Here is a 19,740-nt window from a genome sequence, read left to right on the forward strand (position 1 = left end):
TTCAGTCTTCCATCTCTGCCAGCAAACGCTGCATCTCATCCAGTGCCTGGTCGGTCGAAGGCCGCTGCGGGTTTTCGATCTGTTCGGCCAGGCCGGCAATGGTCGGGTTGTGGAACAGGCTGCGCAGCTCGACCTTGACGCCGAAACGGCTCTCCACCCGGGTCATCAGGCGCATCGCCAGCAGCGAATGACCACCGAGCTCGAAGAAGCTGGTGAGCACGCCGACCTGCGGCAGATCGAGTAGCTCCTGCCACAGCTCGGCCAGTTCGCACTCCAGCGCCGTACGCGGCGCCACGCCTTGCTCGGCCTGCGCTTGCGGCGCCGGCAGGGCCTTGCGGTCGATCTTGCCGTTGGCATTAAGGGCGAAACGCTGCACCTGGATGAAGCCGGCCGGCACCATGTAGGCCGGCAGCAGGCTTTCCAGATGACGGCGCAGCGCCACCTCGTCGACCGGGCTCGCGGCCTGCAGCCAGGCGAACAGGCTGTAGCTGCGCGCATCGAGCATGACCACCGCCTCTTCCACGCCGGGGTAACGGCGCAGCAGCGATTCGATCTCCCCCGGCTCGATGCGGAAACCACGCACCTTGACCTGGAAATCGGCACGGCCGACGTAGGCCAGGCGCCCATCGCTGCGTCGGCGCACCAGGTCGCCGGTGCGGTACATGCGGCTGCCATGCTCGCTGGCGAACGGATCGGGCAGGTACGCCGCTGCGGTGATCGCCGGCGCCCGCTGGTAACCACGGGTCACCCCGCTGCCGGCGAGATACAGCTCGCCGGTGCTGCCCAGCGGCACTGGCCGCAGGCATTCGTCGAGCACGTAACAACGGGTGTTGAGCAGCGGCATGCCGATATCGGCCACGCCGGCCGGCACTTCGCGCAGCGCCTGGGTGGTCGACCAGACGGTGGTTTCCGTCGGCCCATAGGCGTTGATCAGCCTCACCCCCTTGGCCTGCAGCACACTCACCAGTTCGGCCGGCACCGCTTCGCCTCCGATCAGGCCGCGCAGGGCCGGCCAGTCGTCACGCCCGGTTTCCAGCAGGATCTGCCAGCCGGCTGGGGTGGCCTGGAACACCGTGGCACGGCGCAGCAGATCGAACAGGCGGTGGCCATCGACCACCTGCTCGCGACGCGCCAGGAGAATGGCCGCGCCCTTGAGCAGCGGCAGGAACAGCTCCGGCTTGCACATATCGAAGGCGTAGGTGGTGCTGGCCAGCCAGACGTCCTCGGCCGTCAACGGCAACTGGCGGTCGAGGCCGGCAAGCAGGTTGCTCAGATTGCCGCGGGTAACCTGTACGCCCTTCGGCGTGCCGGTGGAGCCCGAGGTGTAGATCACGTAGGCCCGCTGCAGCGGCGCCACCGGTAATGCAAGGTCGTGCGCCGGCTGTTCGTCCAGCGGCAGGTGGTCGACGGCCAGGCTGTCGACACTGCCGAGCACGTCGGCGCAGGCCTGCTCGCTGAGCACCAGTTGCGGCCGCGCATGCTCGATGATGAAGCGCAGCCGTTCGCCCGGTTGCTGCGGATCCAGCGGCAAGTAGGCCGCGCCCGCCTTGTGGATCGCCAGGATGCTGGGCAGCAGCCAGGGGCCACGGGTCATGCACAGCGCGACCAGATCGTCGCAGCCGACACCCTGGGCACGCAGCCAGTGGGCCAGGCGGTTGCTCAGGGCATTGAGCTGGGCATAGCTGTAGCGTTGCTCCTGGCAATCCACGGCCAGCGCATCCGGGGTGCGCAGGGCCTGGCGCTCGAAGCGCGCGATCAGATCCTGTGTCTCGCTCAGCGCATGCGCTGGCAGGTTCCACGTGCGACGTGTCAGGGCATGATCGGCATTCGCCAGGTCGATATCCCACAGCCGCGCCTCGGGCCGCGCCAGCATGCCGTCGAGCAGGTGACAGTACTCGTCGGCGTAGCGTTGCATGGTGCTGGCGACGAACAGCTCGGTGTTGTACTCCAGCACGCAGTGCCAGGCGCTGCCGTGCTGCTCGATATGCAGGCCGATGTCGACCAGGGCGCTGTCGCTCTCGACATTCAGGCGCTGCGCCGGCAGGCCGGCAAAACCCTGGCCGACCGCCGCCACGTCATCGCGCTGGATCAGGTTGAACAGCGCCTGGAACAGCGGCGTATGGCTGAGATCGCGGCGTACCTGCAAAGCCTCCACCAGCCGCTCGAAAGGCACGTCGCCGTGCTGCTGCGCGGTCAGGTGGGTGGCTTGCAACGCCTGCCAGAACGACGCCACAGATTGCAGTGGGTCGATCTGGCTGCGCAGCACCTGGGTGCTGGCGAAATAACCGATGAGGTTGTCGGTGTGCGCCTGCTGACGCTGCGCCACCGGCAGGCCGATCCACAGCTCGCGCTGCCCCGAATGCCTGGCCAGCAGCACTTTCCATGCTGCCAGCAGGGGCGCGAAGACGGTCAGGCCATGGCGCTGCGCGGTGCTACGCAGGCGTTCGACCAACTCGACGGGCAGCTCGAAACGCAGGCGCCGCCCGTGGTAGCCCTGCTCGGCAGGACGTGGCAGGTCGGTGGGCAGGTCCAGCACCGGCGGTTCGCCGGCCAGGGCCTGCCGCCAATAGTCCAACTGCGCTTCGATACGTGCCTGCCCGGCAGGGGTCTGCCAACTGGCGGCGACATCGCCGAACTGCAGCGGCAGCGGCGCCAACGCCGCCTGGGTGGCGCTCAGCTCGGCCTGGTAAAGACGTTGCAGCTCATCGAAGAAGATCTCCAGCGAGCGGGCGTCAGCGATGATGTGGTGCAAGGTGGCCTGCAGCACGCTCTGCCCTTCGCCCTGATACAGCCGCACCCGCCACAGCGGCGTCGCGCTCAGGTCGAAGGCGCGCTGCGCTTCCTCGCTCAAGGTGCGGGCGAAGGCCGGCGAATGCACATCCTGCTGCAAGGGCTCGACGCTGAGCAGCGTGCCGTGCAACTGCACGACTTGCTGCCGCGCGCCTGCTTGCGTCTCGCTGAACACGCTACGCAGGCTGTGCTGGCGCTCCACCAGTTGTGCCAGCGCGCGTTCCAGTACATCGGCTTGCAGAGTACCGTGCAGGTGCATGGCCAGTGACAGGTGGTAGGCCTGGGTGTCGCCCTGCAAGCGGTCGAGGAACCACAGCCGCTGCTGGGTGAAGTGCAGCGGCGCCGGCGCCTCGCCGAATGGCCGCAGGATGCTCTCGCCTGCGCCCTCGGCAGTGGCCAGGCTGGCCGCCAGTTCACCCAGGGTCGGGCACTCGAACACGCTGCGCAGCGGCAGTTGCCGCTCGTAGCGCTCGGCGATGCGCGCCACCAGCCGTGCCGCCAGCAGCGAATGGCCGCCGAGGGCGAAGAAATTGTCGCCTGCGCCAACCGCGTTGCAACCGAGCAGCTCGCACCACAGTTCGGCCAGTTGCGCCTCCCAGGGTTTGCTCAACTCGCCGTCGCGCTGACCTTCATGTTGGATTGGAGCCGGCAGCGCCTTGCGCTCGACCTTGCCACTGGGGCTCAGCGGCAAGCTGTCGAGACGCACGAACTGGCTCGGCAGCATATAATCCGGCAGGTGCTGCGCCAGTTGCACGCGTAGCGCGGCGTCGCCCAGGTCAGCACCCGCCGCCTGCGTGACCGAGTAGTAAGCCACCAGGCGCGCGCTGTCGCCGCTGCCGAGCAGCACCACGGCCGCTTCCCGCACCCCGGTAAGCTGCGCCAGCAGGGCCTCGATCTCGCCCAGCTCGATACGGAAGCCACGCAGCTTGACCTGGAAATCCAGGCGCCCCTGGTAGTCCAGGCTGCCTTGGGCGTTGCGCCGCACGCGGTCGCCGGTGCGGTACATGCGCGCCCCCGGCACGAAAGGATCGGGCAGGAAGCTCGCCGCGCTCAGGGCTGGTGCGGCGAAATAGCCACGCCCCAGGTTGGCACCCGCCAGGTACAGCTCGCCGGAAACGCCCGGCGCCACGGGTTGCAAGTCGGCGTCCAGCACATAGGCGGCGGTATTGACCACCGGCCGGCCGATCGGCACCTCCACCCCGCCGCTCTCGCCCTGACGCGGCTCGAAGGTGCTGTAGACGGTGGCCTCGGTCGGCCCATAACCGTTGATCACCTGGGCACCACGCTGCTCCATGGCCTCGGCCAGCGCGCACGGCAGGGCCTCGCCACCGGAAATGGCGCGCACGCCCTGCCAACTGCCCCCGGTGTGCGCCACCAACATGCGCCAGGTGGCAGGGGTGGCCTGCATCACCGTCGGCTGGCCGGCCTTGATCAGGCGGTCGAGGACTTGCGGGTCGCGTGCCTGCTCACGGTCGGCGAGCAGGATGCTGGCCCCGCGACTCAGCGGCAGCAGCAGCTCGACGATGGCGATATCGAAGGTCGCTGTGGTCAGCGCCAGCACCCTGTCCTGCGCCGTCAATGGCAGCACCTGCTGCACGCCGAGCATGAGGTTCATCAGGTTGCCACGGGCGATGGCCACGCCCTTGGGCTGGCCGGTGGAACCCGAGGTATAGAGCACGTAGGCGAGCTGGGCAGGATGCACGCTCGGTGCGCGGTAGGGCTCGGGGGTGGTCAGCGCATCGATATCCAGCAGTTCGCCGGCACTGCCCCACTCGGCCAGTTCCGCCAGGGACTCGGCATTGGTCAGGCACAACCGCGGCTGCGCATGGGCAAGGATGTAACGGCCGCGCTCGGCAGGGGTATCCTCGGCCAGCGGCACGTAGGCGGCGCCAGCCTTGAGAATGGCCAGCATGGCCATGGGCAGCCGCGCATCGCGCGGCAGGCGCAGGGCCACACGATCCTCGGCGCCGACGCCACGGGCCTGCAAGGCAGCGGCCAGGCGTTCGGCCGCCTGGTTCAGTTCGGCATAGCTCAGGTGCCGTTCGCCGGCCTGCACGGCGATGGCTTCAGGCTGCCCGGCGACCTGCCGTGCAAAGGCCTGCAGGATGTCTTCCCGGCCCTCCACAGGCTCACCGTGCAAGCGTGCCAGCGCGCGCTGCTCGGGCTGCCAGGCGAGTTCGCCCAGTACCTGCTGCGGTTGTTCGAGCACGGCATCGAGCAGCGCCAGATACTGCTCAAGCATGGCCTGCGCGGTCTGCTCGCGGAACAGCTCGCTGCTGTACTGCAGGCTCAGGGCGATGCCGTGTTCGCTGTCGCGCACGTCCAGATGCAGGTCGCACAGGGCGCTGTCCGGGCGATTGTCGAGCGGCTCGGCGATCAGCTCGGTCAGCTCGAAACGCTCCAGGGCATGGCCCGGGAAGTAGTTGAACATGGCCTGGAACAACGGGTTGTAGCTGACCTGGCGGGCCACGCCGAGCTGTTCGATCAGGTAGTCGAAAGGCAGGTCCTGATGCGACTGCACCGCCACGGACAGCGCCTGTAACTCGCGCATCAGTTGCAGCAGGCTGGTCGTGCCGGAGAGCTTCTGGCGATAGACCAGTGTATTGACGAAGCAGCCCACCAGCGGCTGCAACGCCGCGTGATGGCGGTTGGCGGCCGGCACCCCGACGAGGATGTCGTGCTCGCCGCTGCGGCTGCGCAGCAGCAGCTGGAAGGCGCAGAGCATGGGGATGAAGTTGCTCCAGCCGTGGCTCGCGCTGAATGCCCGCAGGCGCGCCGCCAGCGCATCCGGCAGGCGTTGCTCGACGCGCCCGCCGGCCTGGCTGGCATGGGCCGGCCGGGGGAAGTCCGCGGCCAGTTCAAGCACCGGCAATTCGCCGGACAACTGCTCGCGCCAGTAGGCAAGCTCGTCCTGGCAGGCGGCGCTGTCCATCCACTGGCGTTGCCAAAGGGCATAGTCGGCGTACTGCATCGGCGCCTCGGCCAACGCCGGTTTACGCCCCTGGCGCAGCTCACGGTAATGGCTGCAAAGACCGTCGATGATCAGTTGCAGCGACCAGCCATCGGCGACGATATGGTGGCAATTGAGCGCCAGCACGTGCGCCTGCGGCCCGAGGCGATACAGGCAGGCACGCAGCAGCGGCGCGCTGTCCAGGGCAAACGGAGTCATCGCGTCCTGGCGCAGCAGGTCGTGCAGCTGCGCCTCACTGGCCACCTCGATCAGCGGCAAGGCCAGCTCGGCCTTGGCGAGAATGAGCTGCGACGGCTCACCGCCGTCGCTGACGAAACGGGTACGCAGGACTTCGTGCTGATCGACCAGGGCCTGCAAAGCTGCCTGCAGGTCAGCGACATGCAGGTCGCCGCTCAGGCGCACCGCGCCGGCCAGGTTGTAGGCCGGGCTTTGCGGCTGCAGTTGCTGGAGGAACCACAGGCGCTGCTGGGCGAACGACAGCGGCAGGGTCTGGGGGCGCGGCAGGCGCATCGGCGTGGTTTTCTCGCCGGTCTGCTGTTGTTCCAGCCACTCGGCCATGGTGGCGATGGTCGGGCGTTCGAAGACCACGCGTAAGGGCAGCTCCTTGCCGCTAAGCTTGCCGATCTGGCCGATCAGTTGCGTGGCCAGCAGCGAATGCCCGCCCAGCTCGAAGAAGTGATCATGAATGCCGACCCGCGCGAGCCCCAGCACGCCCTGCCAGGCTTCGGCCAACTGCGCTTGCAGCTCACTGCGTGGCGCCACGTAGCGCGCCTCGCTCTGCGCGGCGAAGTCGGGTGCCGGCAGGGCCTTGCGGTCGATCTTGCCGTTGGCGTTGAGCGGCATGCGCTCGAGCAGCATGAAAGCGCTGGGCAGCATGTAGGGCGGCAGGTTGGCGGCAACGAACTCGCGCAGCGCCTCAATGGAGGGCTGCGGCTCGGCCACCAGGTAGGCGACCAGCACCTTGGCGCGCTGCTGGTCGTCACGGGCCAGCAGCACCGCTTCACGCACGCCGGGGTAACGGGTCAGGCAGGCTTCGATCTCGTCCAGCTCGATACGGTGGCCGCGAATCTTCACCTGGTGGTCGGTACGACCGACGTACTCCAGCTCGCCATTGGCCAGGAAACGCGCCAGATCACCGGTGCGATACAGGCGGCTGCCGTCGTTGGCGATGGGGTCGGGCAAAAACACCGCCGCAGTGCGTGCCGGGTCGGCCATATAGCCACGGCCAACCCCCACGCCGGCGACGAAGATTTCACCCACCGCACCGCGCGGCACCGGTTGCAATTCAGTATCGAGCAGGTACAGACGGTTGTTCAGAGTGGCGCGACCAATCGGCACACTGCTGCGCGCCTGGGCCAGGCGCTCGGTGAGCGGATGGAAGGCCACGTCGTCGGAGCATTCGGCCGGCCCGTAGGCGTTCATCAGCGGGATGCCGGGGTAGCGCTCGAACCAGCGCCGCGCCAGCGCCGGTGGCAGCGCCTCGCCAGTGGCCAATACCCAGCGCAGTGCGGTGCGCTCCAGGCCTGCCTCGAGCAGGCTCTGCATCAGCGACGGCACCGCTTCGAGAATGCTCACGCCATGGCGAGCGATGGCCTCGGCCAGGGCCTCGGGGTTCTGCATCACGCAGTCGCCGAGAATCACCGTGCGCGCCCCCAGCACCAGGCCGGCGAGGGTCTGCCAGACGGAGATGTCGAAGCACTGCGGCGCGCTCTGGGCGATCACGTCATCTTCATTCAGGCCCAGGCCCGGCAACTTGCCAAGCATGTTGTTGAGCATGCCGGCGTGGGCCACCATCGCCCCCTTGGGCGTGCCGGTGGAGCCCGAGGTGAAGATGCAGTAGGCCAGCGACAGGCCATGCACGGGAATGTCCAGGTCAGCATCGCTGTAGCCGCTCAGGGCCGCTGGCTCGTAGCGGATCGCCGCCGGCGGCTGCGCCATCTGCTGCAGCGCCTGCTGTGCCAGCTCACCCTGCTCCACGCCATGCAGCAGCGGCGAACGGCTCTGGGTGAGCACTTGGGCCAGGCGTTGCGACGGATTGCGCGGGTCCAGTGGCAGCCAGCCGGCGCCAGCCTTGAGTGTGGCGAGGATCATCACCACCAGGTCGAGGCCACGCTCATCGAGCAACGCCAGCAGGTCGCCGTCCTGCAAGCCATTGGCGCGCAGATGACGGGCCAGTCGGTTGGCCTCCCGGTTCAACTGATCGAAGCTCAGGCTGCGCTCGCCATGTACCACGGCGATTCGCTCGGGGGTGCGACGCACCTGCTGTTGCAGGCGCTCGACGTACAGCGGCTGCAGTTGCGCCGCGTCCGGCGCCAGGTCACCGCTGGCCCAGGCATGCTGTTGGGCGATCTCCGCCGCATCGAGCATGGCGATGCGTTGCAGCGGGATATCCGCCTCGCTGACCAGGCTGTCGCCCATGTTCAGCAGCAGCGTGCGGAAGTGGCGCAGCATCTGCTCGACTTCCTCGCGCAGGAACCAGTCGGTCTGGTAGGTCAACTGCAGGTGCAGGCGCTCGCCGGGCACGATCACCACGGTAACCGGATAGTTGGTGTGGGTGCGGTTGGCCATGTCGCTGATCAGGTAGTCCAACTGGCCCTGGCGCAGGCTGGCGGAGATCGGCGCGTTCTCGAAGACGAACAGGCTCTGGAACAGATCCTGGCGCTGTACCTCGCTCCAGCTCTGGATCTGCGCCAGCGACACGCTTTCATGTTCGCGCAGGCTCAGGTTCTCGACCTGCAAGGCCTTGAGCCAGGCACCGAGGGACTGCTGCGGTTGCCAGCTCCAGCGCAGCGGCAGGCTGTTGATGAACAGCCCGACGATGCTCTCCATGCCCTGCATGTGCACCGGGCGCCCGGCCACGGTGACGCCGAACAGCAGGTCACGATTGCCGCTGTAGCGCGCCAGCACCAAGGCCCAGGCACCCTGCACCAGGGTGTTGAGGGTGATGCCCAGACCGCTGGCGGCCTGCTGCAGGCCCTGTGTCTGCTCGACGCTGAGGTGCTCGACGCAATCCTCCACCGGCTCCGGCGCATCGATCACGCGGCCAGGGTGGCCGAAACCGAACTCGGTGGGGGTATCGAAGCCGGCCAGGCGCTGCTGCCAGAAGGTCTGATGATCCTCAGGCTTCTGCTGCTCCAGCCAGCGGATGAAGTCGCGGTACGGGCGTGGCTTGGGCAGCTCCAGACGCCGCCCTTCACGCGCGGCGCGGTAACCGTCGAGAAAGTCCATCATGATGATGGAGAAGCACCAGGCATCCATGAGGATGTGGTGATAGCTGCGCACGAACTGGTAGGTGTCCGGGGCCAGCTTGAACAGACGCACACGCATCAGCGGTGCCTGGGTGAAATCCAGCCCCTCGCGACGCTCCTCGGCCAGCAGATGTTCCAGACGCGCCTGCTGCTCAGCCTCGTCGATATCCGACCAGTCCTCATAGCTGATCGGCAGTTCGACCTGCTTGTGCACCACCTGCATCGGCCGCTTCTGCTGCTTCCAGACGAAGGAGGTGCGCAGCAGCTCGTGGCGCTCCACCACCTGTGCCCAGGCCTGGCGGAACGCCTGCAGATCGAGTTGCGGCAGCACCATCACATGGCGGTACTGCAACAGGTACATGCCCTTGCCCGGGTGCATCAGGCTGTGAAACAGCAACCCCTGCTGCATGGGAGCCAGGGGATAGATGGCCTCGATATTGCGGGAAAGTGCTTTGACCTTATCGTTCATGCCGAGGGTCTCCTTGCCATGGGCTGGGGATGTGGGGGCGCCGGGGGTGCTCATTGCAGTTGCTCGAGCAGACCGAGGAATTCGTCGTCGGAAAGCCCCGAGTCGGCGAAGTCGGCAGCAGTGGCACGACCAACCTCGGGGGCCAGGCAGTGTTCGAGCAGGGCTTCGATACCCTGCTGGAACTGCTGCGCCAGTGCGCCGATCAGGGCCTGGTCATGCACGTGCGGGGCGTAGCGCCATTCGATGTGCAACTGGCCTTGGTCGACCAGGGCAGTCACGTCGAGCAGATGGGTGCGGCGGGTGTCGGGGGCGCGCATGGCCGGGCACAGCGGCTGCGCCAGGCGCCACAGGCGCGAACCACCCAGCCACTGGTCGACCCGTCCCAGGTAGTTGAAGGTAAGCAGCGAAGCGGCACCAAGCCCGTGCTGTGGATCGAGGCGCAGCAGGCCGTAGCCGATGCCCTGCTCCGGTACGCGGCGCAATGCCTCCTTGGCGGCGATGATCGCCTCCTCCGGCTGTTCGGCGGCACGCACGGCCAACGGGTAGCGGCTGGTGTGCCAACCCACCGACCGCGACAGATCCGGGCCCTGCTCCCAGCCACTGCGACCGTGGCTCTCCATCTCCAGGGTAACCTGCTCGCGCCCCAGCCATTGGCCGATCGCGCCAGCCAGTGCCGCGACCAGCAGATCCTGCACCTGGGTGCTGTAGGCCCCATGGCAGTCGCCCAGCAACAATTCGGTTTTCTCGAGGGACAGTTTCGTTTCCAGCGTGCGGCTTTCGCCATACAGGCTGACATCTCGGGCTACCTCGCCCTCCTCGGCCAACTGCGCGTGCCAGTAGTCGCGTTGGGCCAGCACCTCGGGGGCCTGGCGATGACGCTGCAAGGCCTCGCTCCAGCGATCAAAGCGGGTGGAAACCACCGGCAACGAAGCCTGCGGGTCGTGGTAAAGGCTTTCCAGCTCCTCAAGCAGCACCTGCCAGGACACCGCATCGACCAGCAGGTGGTGCGCCGTGCACAGCAGATGCTCGCTGCCGGTGAAATACACCCAGCGGATCAAAGGGGCTCGATCCAGTTGCCATCCCTGCTGCCACTGCTGCAGCAGCGCGTCGTCCAGCGGCTGTTCGACCACCTGCAGCAGCGTGTCGGCCATCGCCGCCGACAGCGGCTGATAGCGTTGCTGCCAGCCCTGCCCGCTCTGCTCGAAGATCAACCGCAGGCTGCTGTGACGCTGCAACAGGATCGCCAGTGCCTGGGCCAAACGCGCCGGTTCCAGCGGCTGGTGAACGGCCAGCAACAGGGACTGGTTCCAATACTGTGGCGTGGTCTGCCGCTGGTCGAAGAACCAGGCCTGGATCGGCGTCAGGGCGAAAGCGGCGCTCGGCTCGGCGTTATCGACCTTGGCGTGCTCGGCCACACTGGCGAGGTCCACAGCCTGCTCGGCCCAGCCGCTGACCGAAGGGAACTCGAAGACCTGCTTGGGCTTGAGCTGCAGGCCCTGCTGCTTGGCACGGGCGATAATCTGCAGGCTGAGGATCGAGTCGCCACCGACCGCGAAGAAGTTGTCGTCGGCTTGCAGATCGGGCTTTTCCAGAATCTCCCGGGCAATCACCAACAGCCGCTCGACCCTGGCGCGCTGTGGCGTCTGCGCCACCCGCGCCAGCGCCCGCACGCTTGGCTCCGCGAACAGTTGCTTGGGGGTGAGGGTGATCTGTTGCTGGCGCGCGCGGGCAATGATCTGCAGGCCGAGAATCGAATCGCCGCCATGGGCGAAGAAGTTGTCGTCCGGGCCGATGTTCGGGTTGCCCAGCAGTTCACGCCAGATCGCCAGCAAGGCGCTTTCCAGTGCATTCAACGGCTGTTCGGTACGCGCTTCGAGATTACGCGGCGCTTGCTCGGCCAGGTTCAACAACGCCTGACGATCGACCTTGCCATTGGCCAGCAGTGGCATCGCCTCCAGGCAATGCCACTGCGCCGGTTGCATGTAGTCCGGCAGGCGTGCCTGCAACGCGGCCTGAATGTCCGCCAGTGCGCTCGGCGCGGCGACCAGGAAGGCCACCAGGCGGTTGCCGGTCAATGGCGTCGGTGCGTTGAGCACGCGCACGTCATCGACCTGGGGCAGTGCACGCAATTGCGCCGCCACTTCCGAAGGCTCGACGCGGTAGCCGCGAATCTTCACCTGCTCGTCCAGGCGCCCGAGGAACAGCACCCGCCCCAGATGATCGAGGCGTACCCGGTCACCCGTGCGGTAACCCAGTGCACCGAAGCGCGCCCGATCGGCCTCGCTGGCACTCAGGTAGCCACGCGCCACGGTTGCGCCCTCGATATACAACTCGCCGCTGACGCCAGCCGGCAGCACTGCGCCATCCGGCCCGCGCACGCTGACTCGCACGTTGCCCAGGGGGCGTCCGAGCGGTGCGTCACCCTCACCCTCGACGTCGTGGGTCAGCACACCCACCGTGGTTTCGCTGGGCCCGTAGTGGTTGACGATGCGCAGCTGCGGGCTTAGGGCGCGCACCCGCGCCAGCAGATCGGCGCCCGGGGCTTCGCCACCGAGTACCAGGCACTGGCGCGGCAACAGGCGCTGCGGCTCGCTGGCCACCAGCAGGGCATTGAGATGCGAGGGCACGATCTTCAGCATGTCCACGGGCTGCTGCCCGAGCAGCGCCGCCAGCGCCTCGGCATCGAAGGCCAGCGCTTCGTCCAGCAGGCACAAGCGCCGGCCGCTGAGCAGCGCGCCGAACAAGGCGGTGTGGCCCAGATCCGTGGCGCAACTGGCCAGACTCGTCAGGCTGGCGTCGGCGCTCAAGCGCAGGCGTGCCAGGCAGGCGCTGGCATAGTGAATAAGGTTGCCCTGGGTCACCTCCACGCCCTTGGGCCGTCCGCTGGAGCCGGAGGTGTAGACCACGTAGGCCGGCAAGTCCGCCGGCACGCTGGTGCGCAGCGGCGCATCGCTGAACAGCGCCTCGACCGGCACGGCCAGCCACTGCACCTGCGTCGGTAACCAGTTTGGCCGTTCGCCCTCACCCACATAGACCCTGGGCGTTGCATCCAGGCAGATGTCCTGCAGACGCGACTCGGGCCACTGCGGGTCGAGGGCCAGATAGGTCGCGCCGCACTGCCAGGCGGCGAGCATATGCATCACCAGTTCGCGGCTGCGCGGCAGGCAAAGGGCAACCCTATCACCGCTCGCACTCAGCGAACCGTGCAGGCGCTCGCCACGGGCGACCACGGCCCTGGCCAGTTCGGCATAGCTCAATTGCCCCTGCTGATCCTCCAGCGCGATGGCCTGGGGCTTCTCCATGCAGTGTTTGGCAAAAGCCTTCCAGGCGCTCTCTTCCGGTACCGGCAGGCGTTCGCCAGACAATTGCGAACGCTGCTCGAGAGGCAGCCAGTCCAATTCGGCAAACGGCACGTCCGGCTGCTCCATGGCCGCCATGACCAGGGCAATGAACTGCGCCTGAAAACGCTCGACGCTCTCGCGCCGATACAGCGCCTTGCTGTAACGCCAGCGCCCGATGAATTCGGGCAGGTCATCGATGATCACCAGGTTCAATTCGTGGGCCGCACCACGCTGCTCGCCAATCATGCGCTCGATGTAGCGCTCGAACGGCACGTCACGCTCCTTGTTCAGCGTGAACATGTGCTGGAACACCGGTGCCCGGCCCCTCTGCCGCGGCAGATCCAGATGTTTGGCCAGGCGCGCGAAGGGATAGTGACGATGGCGCAAGGTCTGCCGGACAGTGGCAGCCACCTGCTTGGCCCACTCAGCACTGGACAGGTCACGACGCAAACGGCAGCGCACCGGCAACGGGTTGACCAGATAGCCCGGCAGTTCAGCCTGCTCACGCTTCAGGCGCCAGCCACTGGGCGTACCGAGAACGAAATCATCCTGCCCGGACAGCACCCCGAGAAATTGCTGGAACAGTGAGAACCAATAGACGTAGGGCGTCACTCCAAGGCTTTTGGCGACCGCAAGCAGCCGCTCGCTGTTGTCCGCGCCAAAATGGAACGACAGCTCTCCGCCCTCGAAGCCCTGGGTGCTGCCATGGGCGAAGTCGGTGGGCAGCTCCAACGTCGGCGCATCGGCCAGCTGCGCCTGCCACCAGGTCAGTTCCTCGGCCTCGATCGCCTCGCTGCGCAGGTACAACGCGCTGCACCAGTTGCGATAGGCCTCGGGGTCGACATCGGCAAGCACGTCGCCATCGACCAGGGAGAACAGCTCACTGAACAGCACGTCGAAGGTGGTCAGGTCGGAGGCGATATGGTGGATGCCCAGCAGCACCGTGTGCTCGACACGGTCGCCCAACTGGTTGCTCAACAGCACCAGCCGGCTGATCTCACCGGCAGCCAGATCGAAGGGTTTGTCGGCCAGCTCGATGACACGTTGCTGCACACTGGCCGCATCCGCGTCCTGCCAGATTTCGCATTGCAGTGAGGTGGGCTGCGGGCGGCTGTCCCACTGCAGCAACTCGCCATCACGCTCGACATAGGCACTGCACAGGTGCGGATAACGCTGCTGCACCGTCTGCCAGGCCCGCTCCAGACGATGCGGCAGATCCGCCCAGAGGTACTGCGGCCTGATACGCCCGGCCAGGGCGATGTTGTAGGCGCAACTGCCGGGCTCCATACGCTGCAGGAACCATAGGGCCTGCTCGTTATCGTTGAGCGGGCGCGCCTGGAAGTAGTCCGGGTGGCGCGCCAACCAGGCCAGGATTTCCGCACTGCGCGCTTGCAGCTCACGCTCCAGCTCGGTACTCAGGGCCTCAGGCAAGCCAGTGGAAATCATCAGGCAGCCTTCGCTCGCGGACATGCGGATACCGCGCAGCCAGCAGTCATGCATCAGGCGATCGAACATGTGTCGTCCTTCATCGTGAGGATTCGAGGTCAGCCAACCTGGCAGTGGCTTCGAGGATTATTCAGCGTCAGACGGCCGAGGCGGGCTCGGCCATGGCCACCACCACCTTGCGTTCCCCCTGAAAGGTGGAGCGACCATGGGCGACCAGCATGTTGTCGAGCATCAGCGCATCGCCCGCCTGCCAGGGGAAGCTGATCTGGGTGCGCTGCAGAACATCGCGCACATGCTCCAGCGCCTCCAGCTCGATGGGCGAGCCATCACCGTAGAAGACGTTACGCGGCACGCCCTCCTCGCCGACGATCGACACCAGGGTTTCGCGTAGCGCTGCCGGGAGGTTGGAGATGTGGAACAGATGCGCTTGGTTGAACCAGACCCACTCCCCGGTGACTGGGTGCTGCGCGACGGCCTGGCAGACCTGGCGCGTACGCAGCTCGCCGTCGTCCTTCCACTCGAAGTCGATGTGGCTGAGCCGACAAAAGCGCTCGACCTCGCTGCGGTCCTCGGTGCTGAACGCCTGCTGCCAGGAGAGATCCAGACCATTGCCGTAGTTGCGCACGTACATCAGGCGCTTGTCGGCAAAACGCTGGCGGATGGCGGGATCGATGCGCTGATAGATCAGGCGACTGTCGGCGATAGGCGTCTCACCGCCGACCGGCGCGGCCTGGATGCAGTGAAACCAGATTTTCATCGGCCAGTTCAACGAGTAGGACTGCTCGTTGTGCAGCGGAATGACCTGGTGAGCGGGGTATTCGGTCGAGGTATAGACGCGGCTGTTGAGCTTGGTGCGTGGCGTGGAGGCGTAGTCGTAGGTCAGCAGCTCGTGACCGAAACTGCGGGTGAAATCCTCGAAGTCGTTGGCGTCACGGAAGGCGAAATCGCGAAAGAGGATGCCACCGGTGGTCTGCAGGTCGCTGTCGGCGGCACGCCGGATCAGCTCTGCGTGATCACGCCAGGAGTCGCCGGGCACTGGGGCGCGCAACACGAAGGGCAGCGGTCCCTCGACACCCGCCTGAACCTCATCGAGTGAATGGTTTGCACGGTTGAGCAAATCGGTAAGCATCTGCGTTCCTTGGTGCTACTGACGAGACGCACAAAATTATCGCAAAGCTGACTCATTATCAAACAGGAATTAATATTATTTAAACTTGAAATCTCGGGCACTTACTGCTGCACACAAGCCGCGAAGCAGCAGAGCCCGAGGCATTATTTAGCCATCACCTGGGCGGCCGTAGCCGCTTACCCAGGCTGGCTGGCTCACTTTTCCTGCAGGTTGTAATCGCGTTCGCCGATATGCGACAGCAGCAGGTAGGCAGAGCCGATCATGCCCTGCATGGTGTCGGCAAAACGACTGCGGTTGAAATATAGGAACTGATGGTTCTTCACCGCGAACAGGTTCTGCCACTGCGGCGAACGGCGGAAGGCCTCGGTGCCAGCCTCCGAACCGAGCATTTCCTCATAGGTATCGATGATGAAATCACTGTCGAAGTCGCCAATGCGCTCCAGGCTGTAAGGCACGTTCTGACGCGCCTCCTTGAAGGCCGACACGCGCCCGAGGCCGAAGTCGGCGATCACGTCATCCATGCCGGAACGGCCGATCAGTTGAAAACCATCCGGATAGACCTCCAGGGTGGTTACCGTGATACGCCCCGGCTCCTTCACCCGCTTGGCGAATTCGCCGACGATCCATTGGTATTCGTTCAGCAGCTTCTGGTAGCGCTGCTGCTTGCCTACCAGTTCGGCCAGCTCCTTGGCGTAAGTCTTGATGTCGGCCTCGCGCGCCGGCAGCAGCACCACCGGGGCAATGCTGCTGAGGCGCTCTTTCAGGTCCTGGTGATAGGACAGCCCGACGATCAGGTCAGGCTTGAGCGCCGCGATGGCCTCGAGATCGGGCGACTGGTGCGAACCGACATAGCGAATGCCGGAGACATCGAAGCGCTGCTGAGCGCCACGGAATAACACATCCGAGAACAGCTTCTTGCGCCCCGTGGACCCGCAAGGGGTTATGCCCAGCTCGAGCAGTTGGGTGGTCAGGCTGAGGTCATGCAGGGATACCACGCAACGCGGTGCGACCGGCACTTCGACACGGCCGAAACGGTTCTCGAACACACGGGTGTCGGCGGCGACAGCCTGCATCGAACTCAGGCCCAGCAGTACACAGGCTATCAGGGAAAGGGCTTTGAACTTCACCATCATCTTCGACATGTCCTTCAGTGACGACGCGTCAACGGTTGCGTTGCCGCGCCAGCAAAACCAACAGATAAGGTGCACCGATAATCGCCACCACCAGACCGGCCGGCAGTTGCAACGGCGGCAGCAAGGCGCGCCCCAGAGTGTCACCCAACAGAACCAGTACGGCCCCGAACAGGGCCGACAGCGGCAACAACGCGCCATGCCGGTCACCGCACAACTGCCGCGCCAGGTGCGGCGCGACCAGGCCAACGAAGGTCATAACGCCGATATTGGCCACCGTTGCTGCGGTCAACGTGACGCTGCACAGCAACAGCAAGAGCATTATCAGCGGTGCATTCAGGCCGCGGCTGAGCGCCACGCTCTCGCCCAGTTGCAGGAGATTGAGCTGGCGATGACAGAACAACAGGGGCATGCCCGCCACCAGCAGCCAGATCAGCAGGCTCTGCACCTGCGGCCAACCACTGCGATGCAGGCTGCCGCCAAGCCACATCAGCGCCGATTCGACCCGATCGATATTGCCGTAGGTGATCAGCAGATCGGCGACGGCACCGAGCATGGCCGTCAGCCCCACGCCAACCAGAATCAGGCGCAGCGGGGCAATGCCACCGCGCCAGGATAGCGCGACGATAAACAGCGCCACCGCCAGACCGCCGAGCAACGCTGCCAGAGGATAGAGCGGCAGCGGCAAGGCCTCCGGCCACTGCACCAGGATCAGCAACATGGTGACGCTGGCGCCCGCCTCCACCCCGACCAATCCCGGGGCAGCCAGTGGGTTGCGCGTCAGTGACTGCATCAACACGCCAGCCAGAGCCATCGCCGCGCCCCCGAGTATCGCCAGCAGGATGCGCGGCAGGCGCAACTCCCACAGCACGTTGGCCGACAGCGCCTTCTCATCGGCGAACAGGCCCTGCCAGAGCTGAGCCATGCCCATCGTGTAGCTACCTACGCCCGCCGCGTACAGCGTCAGGCCCGTCAGCAACAAGAGCAGCACAGACGCCGCCAACACATCGATGGGTCGGCCGACCCAGGGCAACCCGGGGCAACGCCTTGGCGTGGTCAGCCAGCGACTCACTTGAGCTTCCTCAGCACCAGCGCGACGAACACCGGGCCGCCGATCAGCGCGGTGACGATGCCGGTGTTGAGTTCGTAAGGGCTCACCAGGGTGCGCGCCACTACATCGGCCAGCACCAGCAGCAAGCCACCCAGCAGCGGCGTAGCCAGCAGCAGCTGCCGCAGGTCGTGGCCAACCAGCAGCCGCGCCGCATGCGGTACTACCAGCCCGACAAAACCGATGGGGCCAGCCAACGCCACTGCGCAACCGGACAGCAGCACCACGGCCGCCAAACTCAGCAGCCGCATCCGCAACAGGTTGACGCCCATGCTGGAGGCCACCTGCGCGCCCAGCCGATAGGCATTCAACGCCCGCACATTGATCAGGCAAAGCAACATGCCGACGATCAGGTAGGGCCAGAGCCAGCTTGGCAGGTTTGCCCCGCTGATACCCAGCGAGCCGGTCAGCCAGCGGCGCAGGCTGTCCAGGCCCTGCTGATCGAGCAGCAGCAGAATCGCGGTGATAGCGCCGAACAGCGCGGCCATCATCGCCCCGGAAAGCGTCAGGCGTACCGGATTGGGCGTGCGCCCGGCCAGCAGCATGACGCCGATGGCGGCCACCAGAGCGCCGCTGAAGGCAAACAGGGGAATCATGGTCATGTCGTTGCCGGGTAGCACCAGCAAGCCAATGACCACGAACAAGGCCGCACCGCTGTTGATGCCGAGGATGCCCGGGTCTGCCAACGGATTGTCGCCCACGGCCTGCATCACCGTGCCGGCCAGCCCCAGGCAGGCGCCCACAGTCATCGCCACCCACAGGCGCGGCAGGCGCGAACCGCGGATGACGCTGTGATCAGAATTACTCGGGTCATACGCCAGCAGCGCCTGCCAGACATCGCTCCAGGGGATCGACTTGGCCCCCACTGCCAGGTGCAGCGTCGACGCCAGGCCGATGCCGATCAAGATCGATAACCAGATCGGCCAGCGCCACCCACCCGTCATCGGGCTACCTGGCTGTCGAGCGCGCGCAGGCGAGCAGGCGAAGCCGGCACGCACAGAGGATCACCGGAATGCGGATCGATGAGAATGTGCGCATCCAGATCGAACACAGCCTTGAGGTTGGCCGGAGTGAAGACCTCGGCAGGCGTGCCCTGGGCGTGCACCTTGCCCTGGCGCAACATCACCAGTTGATCGGCATAGCGCGCGGCCTGGTTGAGGTCATGCAGAACCGCGACGACAGTGCGCCCTTGGTCACATAGCTCGGCGAGCAGTTCGAGCAAGGCGATCTGATGAGCGATGTCGAGAAAGGTGGTGGGCTCGTCGAGCAGGATGACCGGGGTCTCCTGCGCGAGAGTCATGGCAATCCAGCAGCGCTGTAACTGCCCCCCGGACAGGCTGGTCAGGGTGCGGTCCAGCAGCATGCCGACGTCGGCCAGTGCCACGGCGCGGTCGATCGCCTGCTGATCGGCGTCACTCCACTGCTGCCACCAGCTTTGCCAGGGGTAGCGCCCCTGCATGACCAGCTCGCGCACGGTTATCCCGGCAGGCGAAGCGGTGCGTTGCGGCAACAGCGCTATTTGCCTGGCCAGATCACGTCGCGAGAGCTGAACGTGAGGCTTACCCTGCAGCAGTACGTCGCCGCTGGCTGGTCGTAGCATGCGCGCCAGCACGTTCAGCAAGGTGGTCTTGCCACAACCATTGGCACCGATCAATGCGGTAAAGCAGCCCTCGGGAATGGTCAGACTGATGTCATTCAGCACCTTCAATCCGTCGAATTGAAGCTGAAGCCCCATTGCTTTCAACATGCATACACACTCGAATTCGAACCACTGCGCCAGCGCCCGCCTGGCTCAGAGCCCGCGCAGCTTGCCAGGCATGCGGGTTCACCGCGAATCTCATCCAGCTCAGGGCGGGCATTGCCTATCAGGCAGCGTCCAGGCCTTGAATATTTATACGTAGTAGCTTGCAGTAATATCTTAGTGATGACAATAAATTGTGAGCTAGTACAAATCTTTCTCATTTAGATGTAGAGTTCGCGCGCTACAGCTGACTGCCACGGCGCACTGGCGTGAAGGATCACAGAATGTCCTCCGCATTGCGCACACATACAAGAAGACCAGAGGATGTTCCTTCGCCATGCGCCAGGTTACGCACCTAAGCCCCGAA

At 65.7% G+C, this 19,740-nt stretch carries 7 protein-coding genes; all 7 read right to left on the bottom strand.

Going from position 1 to position 19,740, the window contains the following annotated elements; genetic code table 11:
- Nucleotide 1 precedes the first annotated feature (1 nt).
- Nucleotides 2–9,478: a non-ribosomal peptide synthetase gene (locus HDC32_RS13810; RefSeq protein ID WP_184744441.1), complete on the bottom strand. Its 9,477-nt coding sequence runs from the start codon at nt 9,476–9,478 to the stop codon at nt 2–4.
- Nucleotides 9,479–9,528: 50 nt separating this feature from the next.
- Entirely contained in the window at nt 9,529–14,334 is a 4,806-nt protein-coding gene (locus HDC32_RS13815; protein ID WP_184744442.1) for a non-ribosomal peptide synthetase, read from the bottom strand.
- A 67-nt stretch (nt 14,335–14,401) separates the two neighbouring features.
- Nucleotides 14,402–15,394, bottom strand: coding sequence for a TauD/TfdA family dioxygenase (locus HDC32_RS13820; protein WP_131697226.1), 993 nt, complete (start codon nt 15,392–15,394; stop codon nt 14,402–14,404).
- A gap of 194 nt (nt 15,395–15,588) precedes the next feature.
- Entirely contained in the window at nt 15,589–16,527 is a 939-nt protein-coding gene (locus tag HDC32_RS13825; RefSeq protein ID WP_237683037.1) for an ABC transporter substrate-binding protein, read from the bottom strand.
- A 28-nt stretch (nt 16,528–16,555) separates the two neighbouring features.
- Nucleotides 16,556–17,596, bottom strand: coding sequence for an iron ABC transporter permease (locus HDC32_RS13830; protein ID WP_145335010.1), 1,041 nt, complete (start codon nt 17,594–17,596; stop codon nt 16,556–16,558).
- Nucleotides 17,593–18,576 (bottom strand): iron ABC transporter permease, encoded by a 984-nt coding sequence (locus HDC32_RS13835; protein ID WP_145335012.1) that lies wholly within the window; start codon nt 18,574–18,576, stop codon nt 17,593–17,595. Before HDC32_RS13835 ends, HDC32_RS13830 begins: the two co-directional genes overlap by 4 nt.
- The gene (locus HDC32_RS13840; RefSeq protein ID WP_145335014.1) at nt 18,573–19,379 is read right to left on the bottom strand and encodes an ABC transporter ATP-binding protein; all 807 of its coding nucleotides are present in this window, start codon (nt 19,377–19,379) and stop codon (nt 18,573–18,575) included. The genes HDC32_RS13835 and HDC32_RS13840 overlap by 4 nt, the downstream gene beginning before the upstream one ends.
- Nucleotides 19,380–19,740 lie beyond the last annotated feature (361 nt).

This window comes from Pseudomonas sp. JAI120, from assembly GCF_014207255.1.
GTDB lineage: Bacteria > Pseudomonadota > Gammaproteobacteria > Pseudomonadales > Pseudomonadaceae > Aquipseudomonas.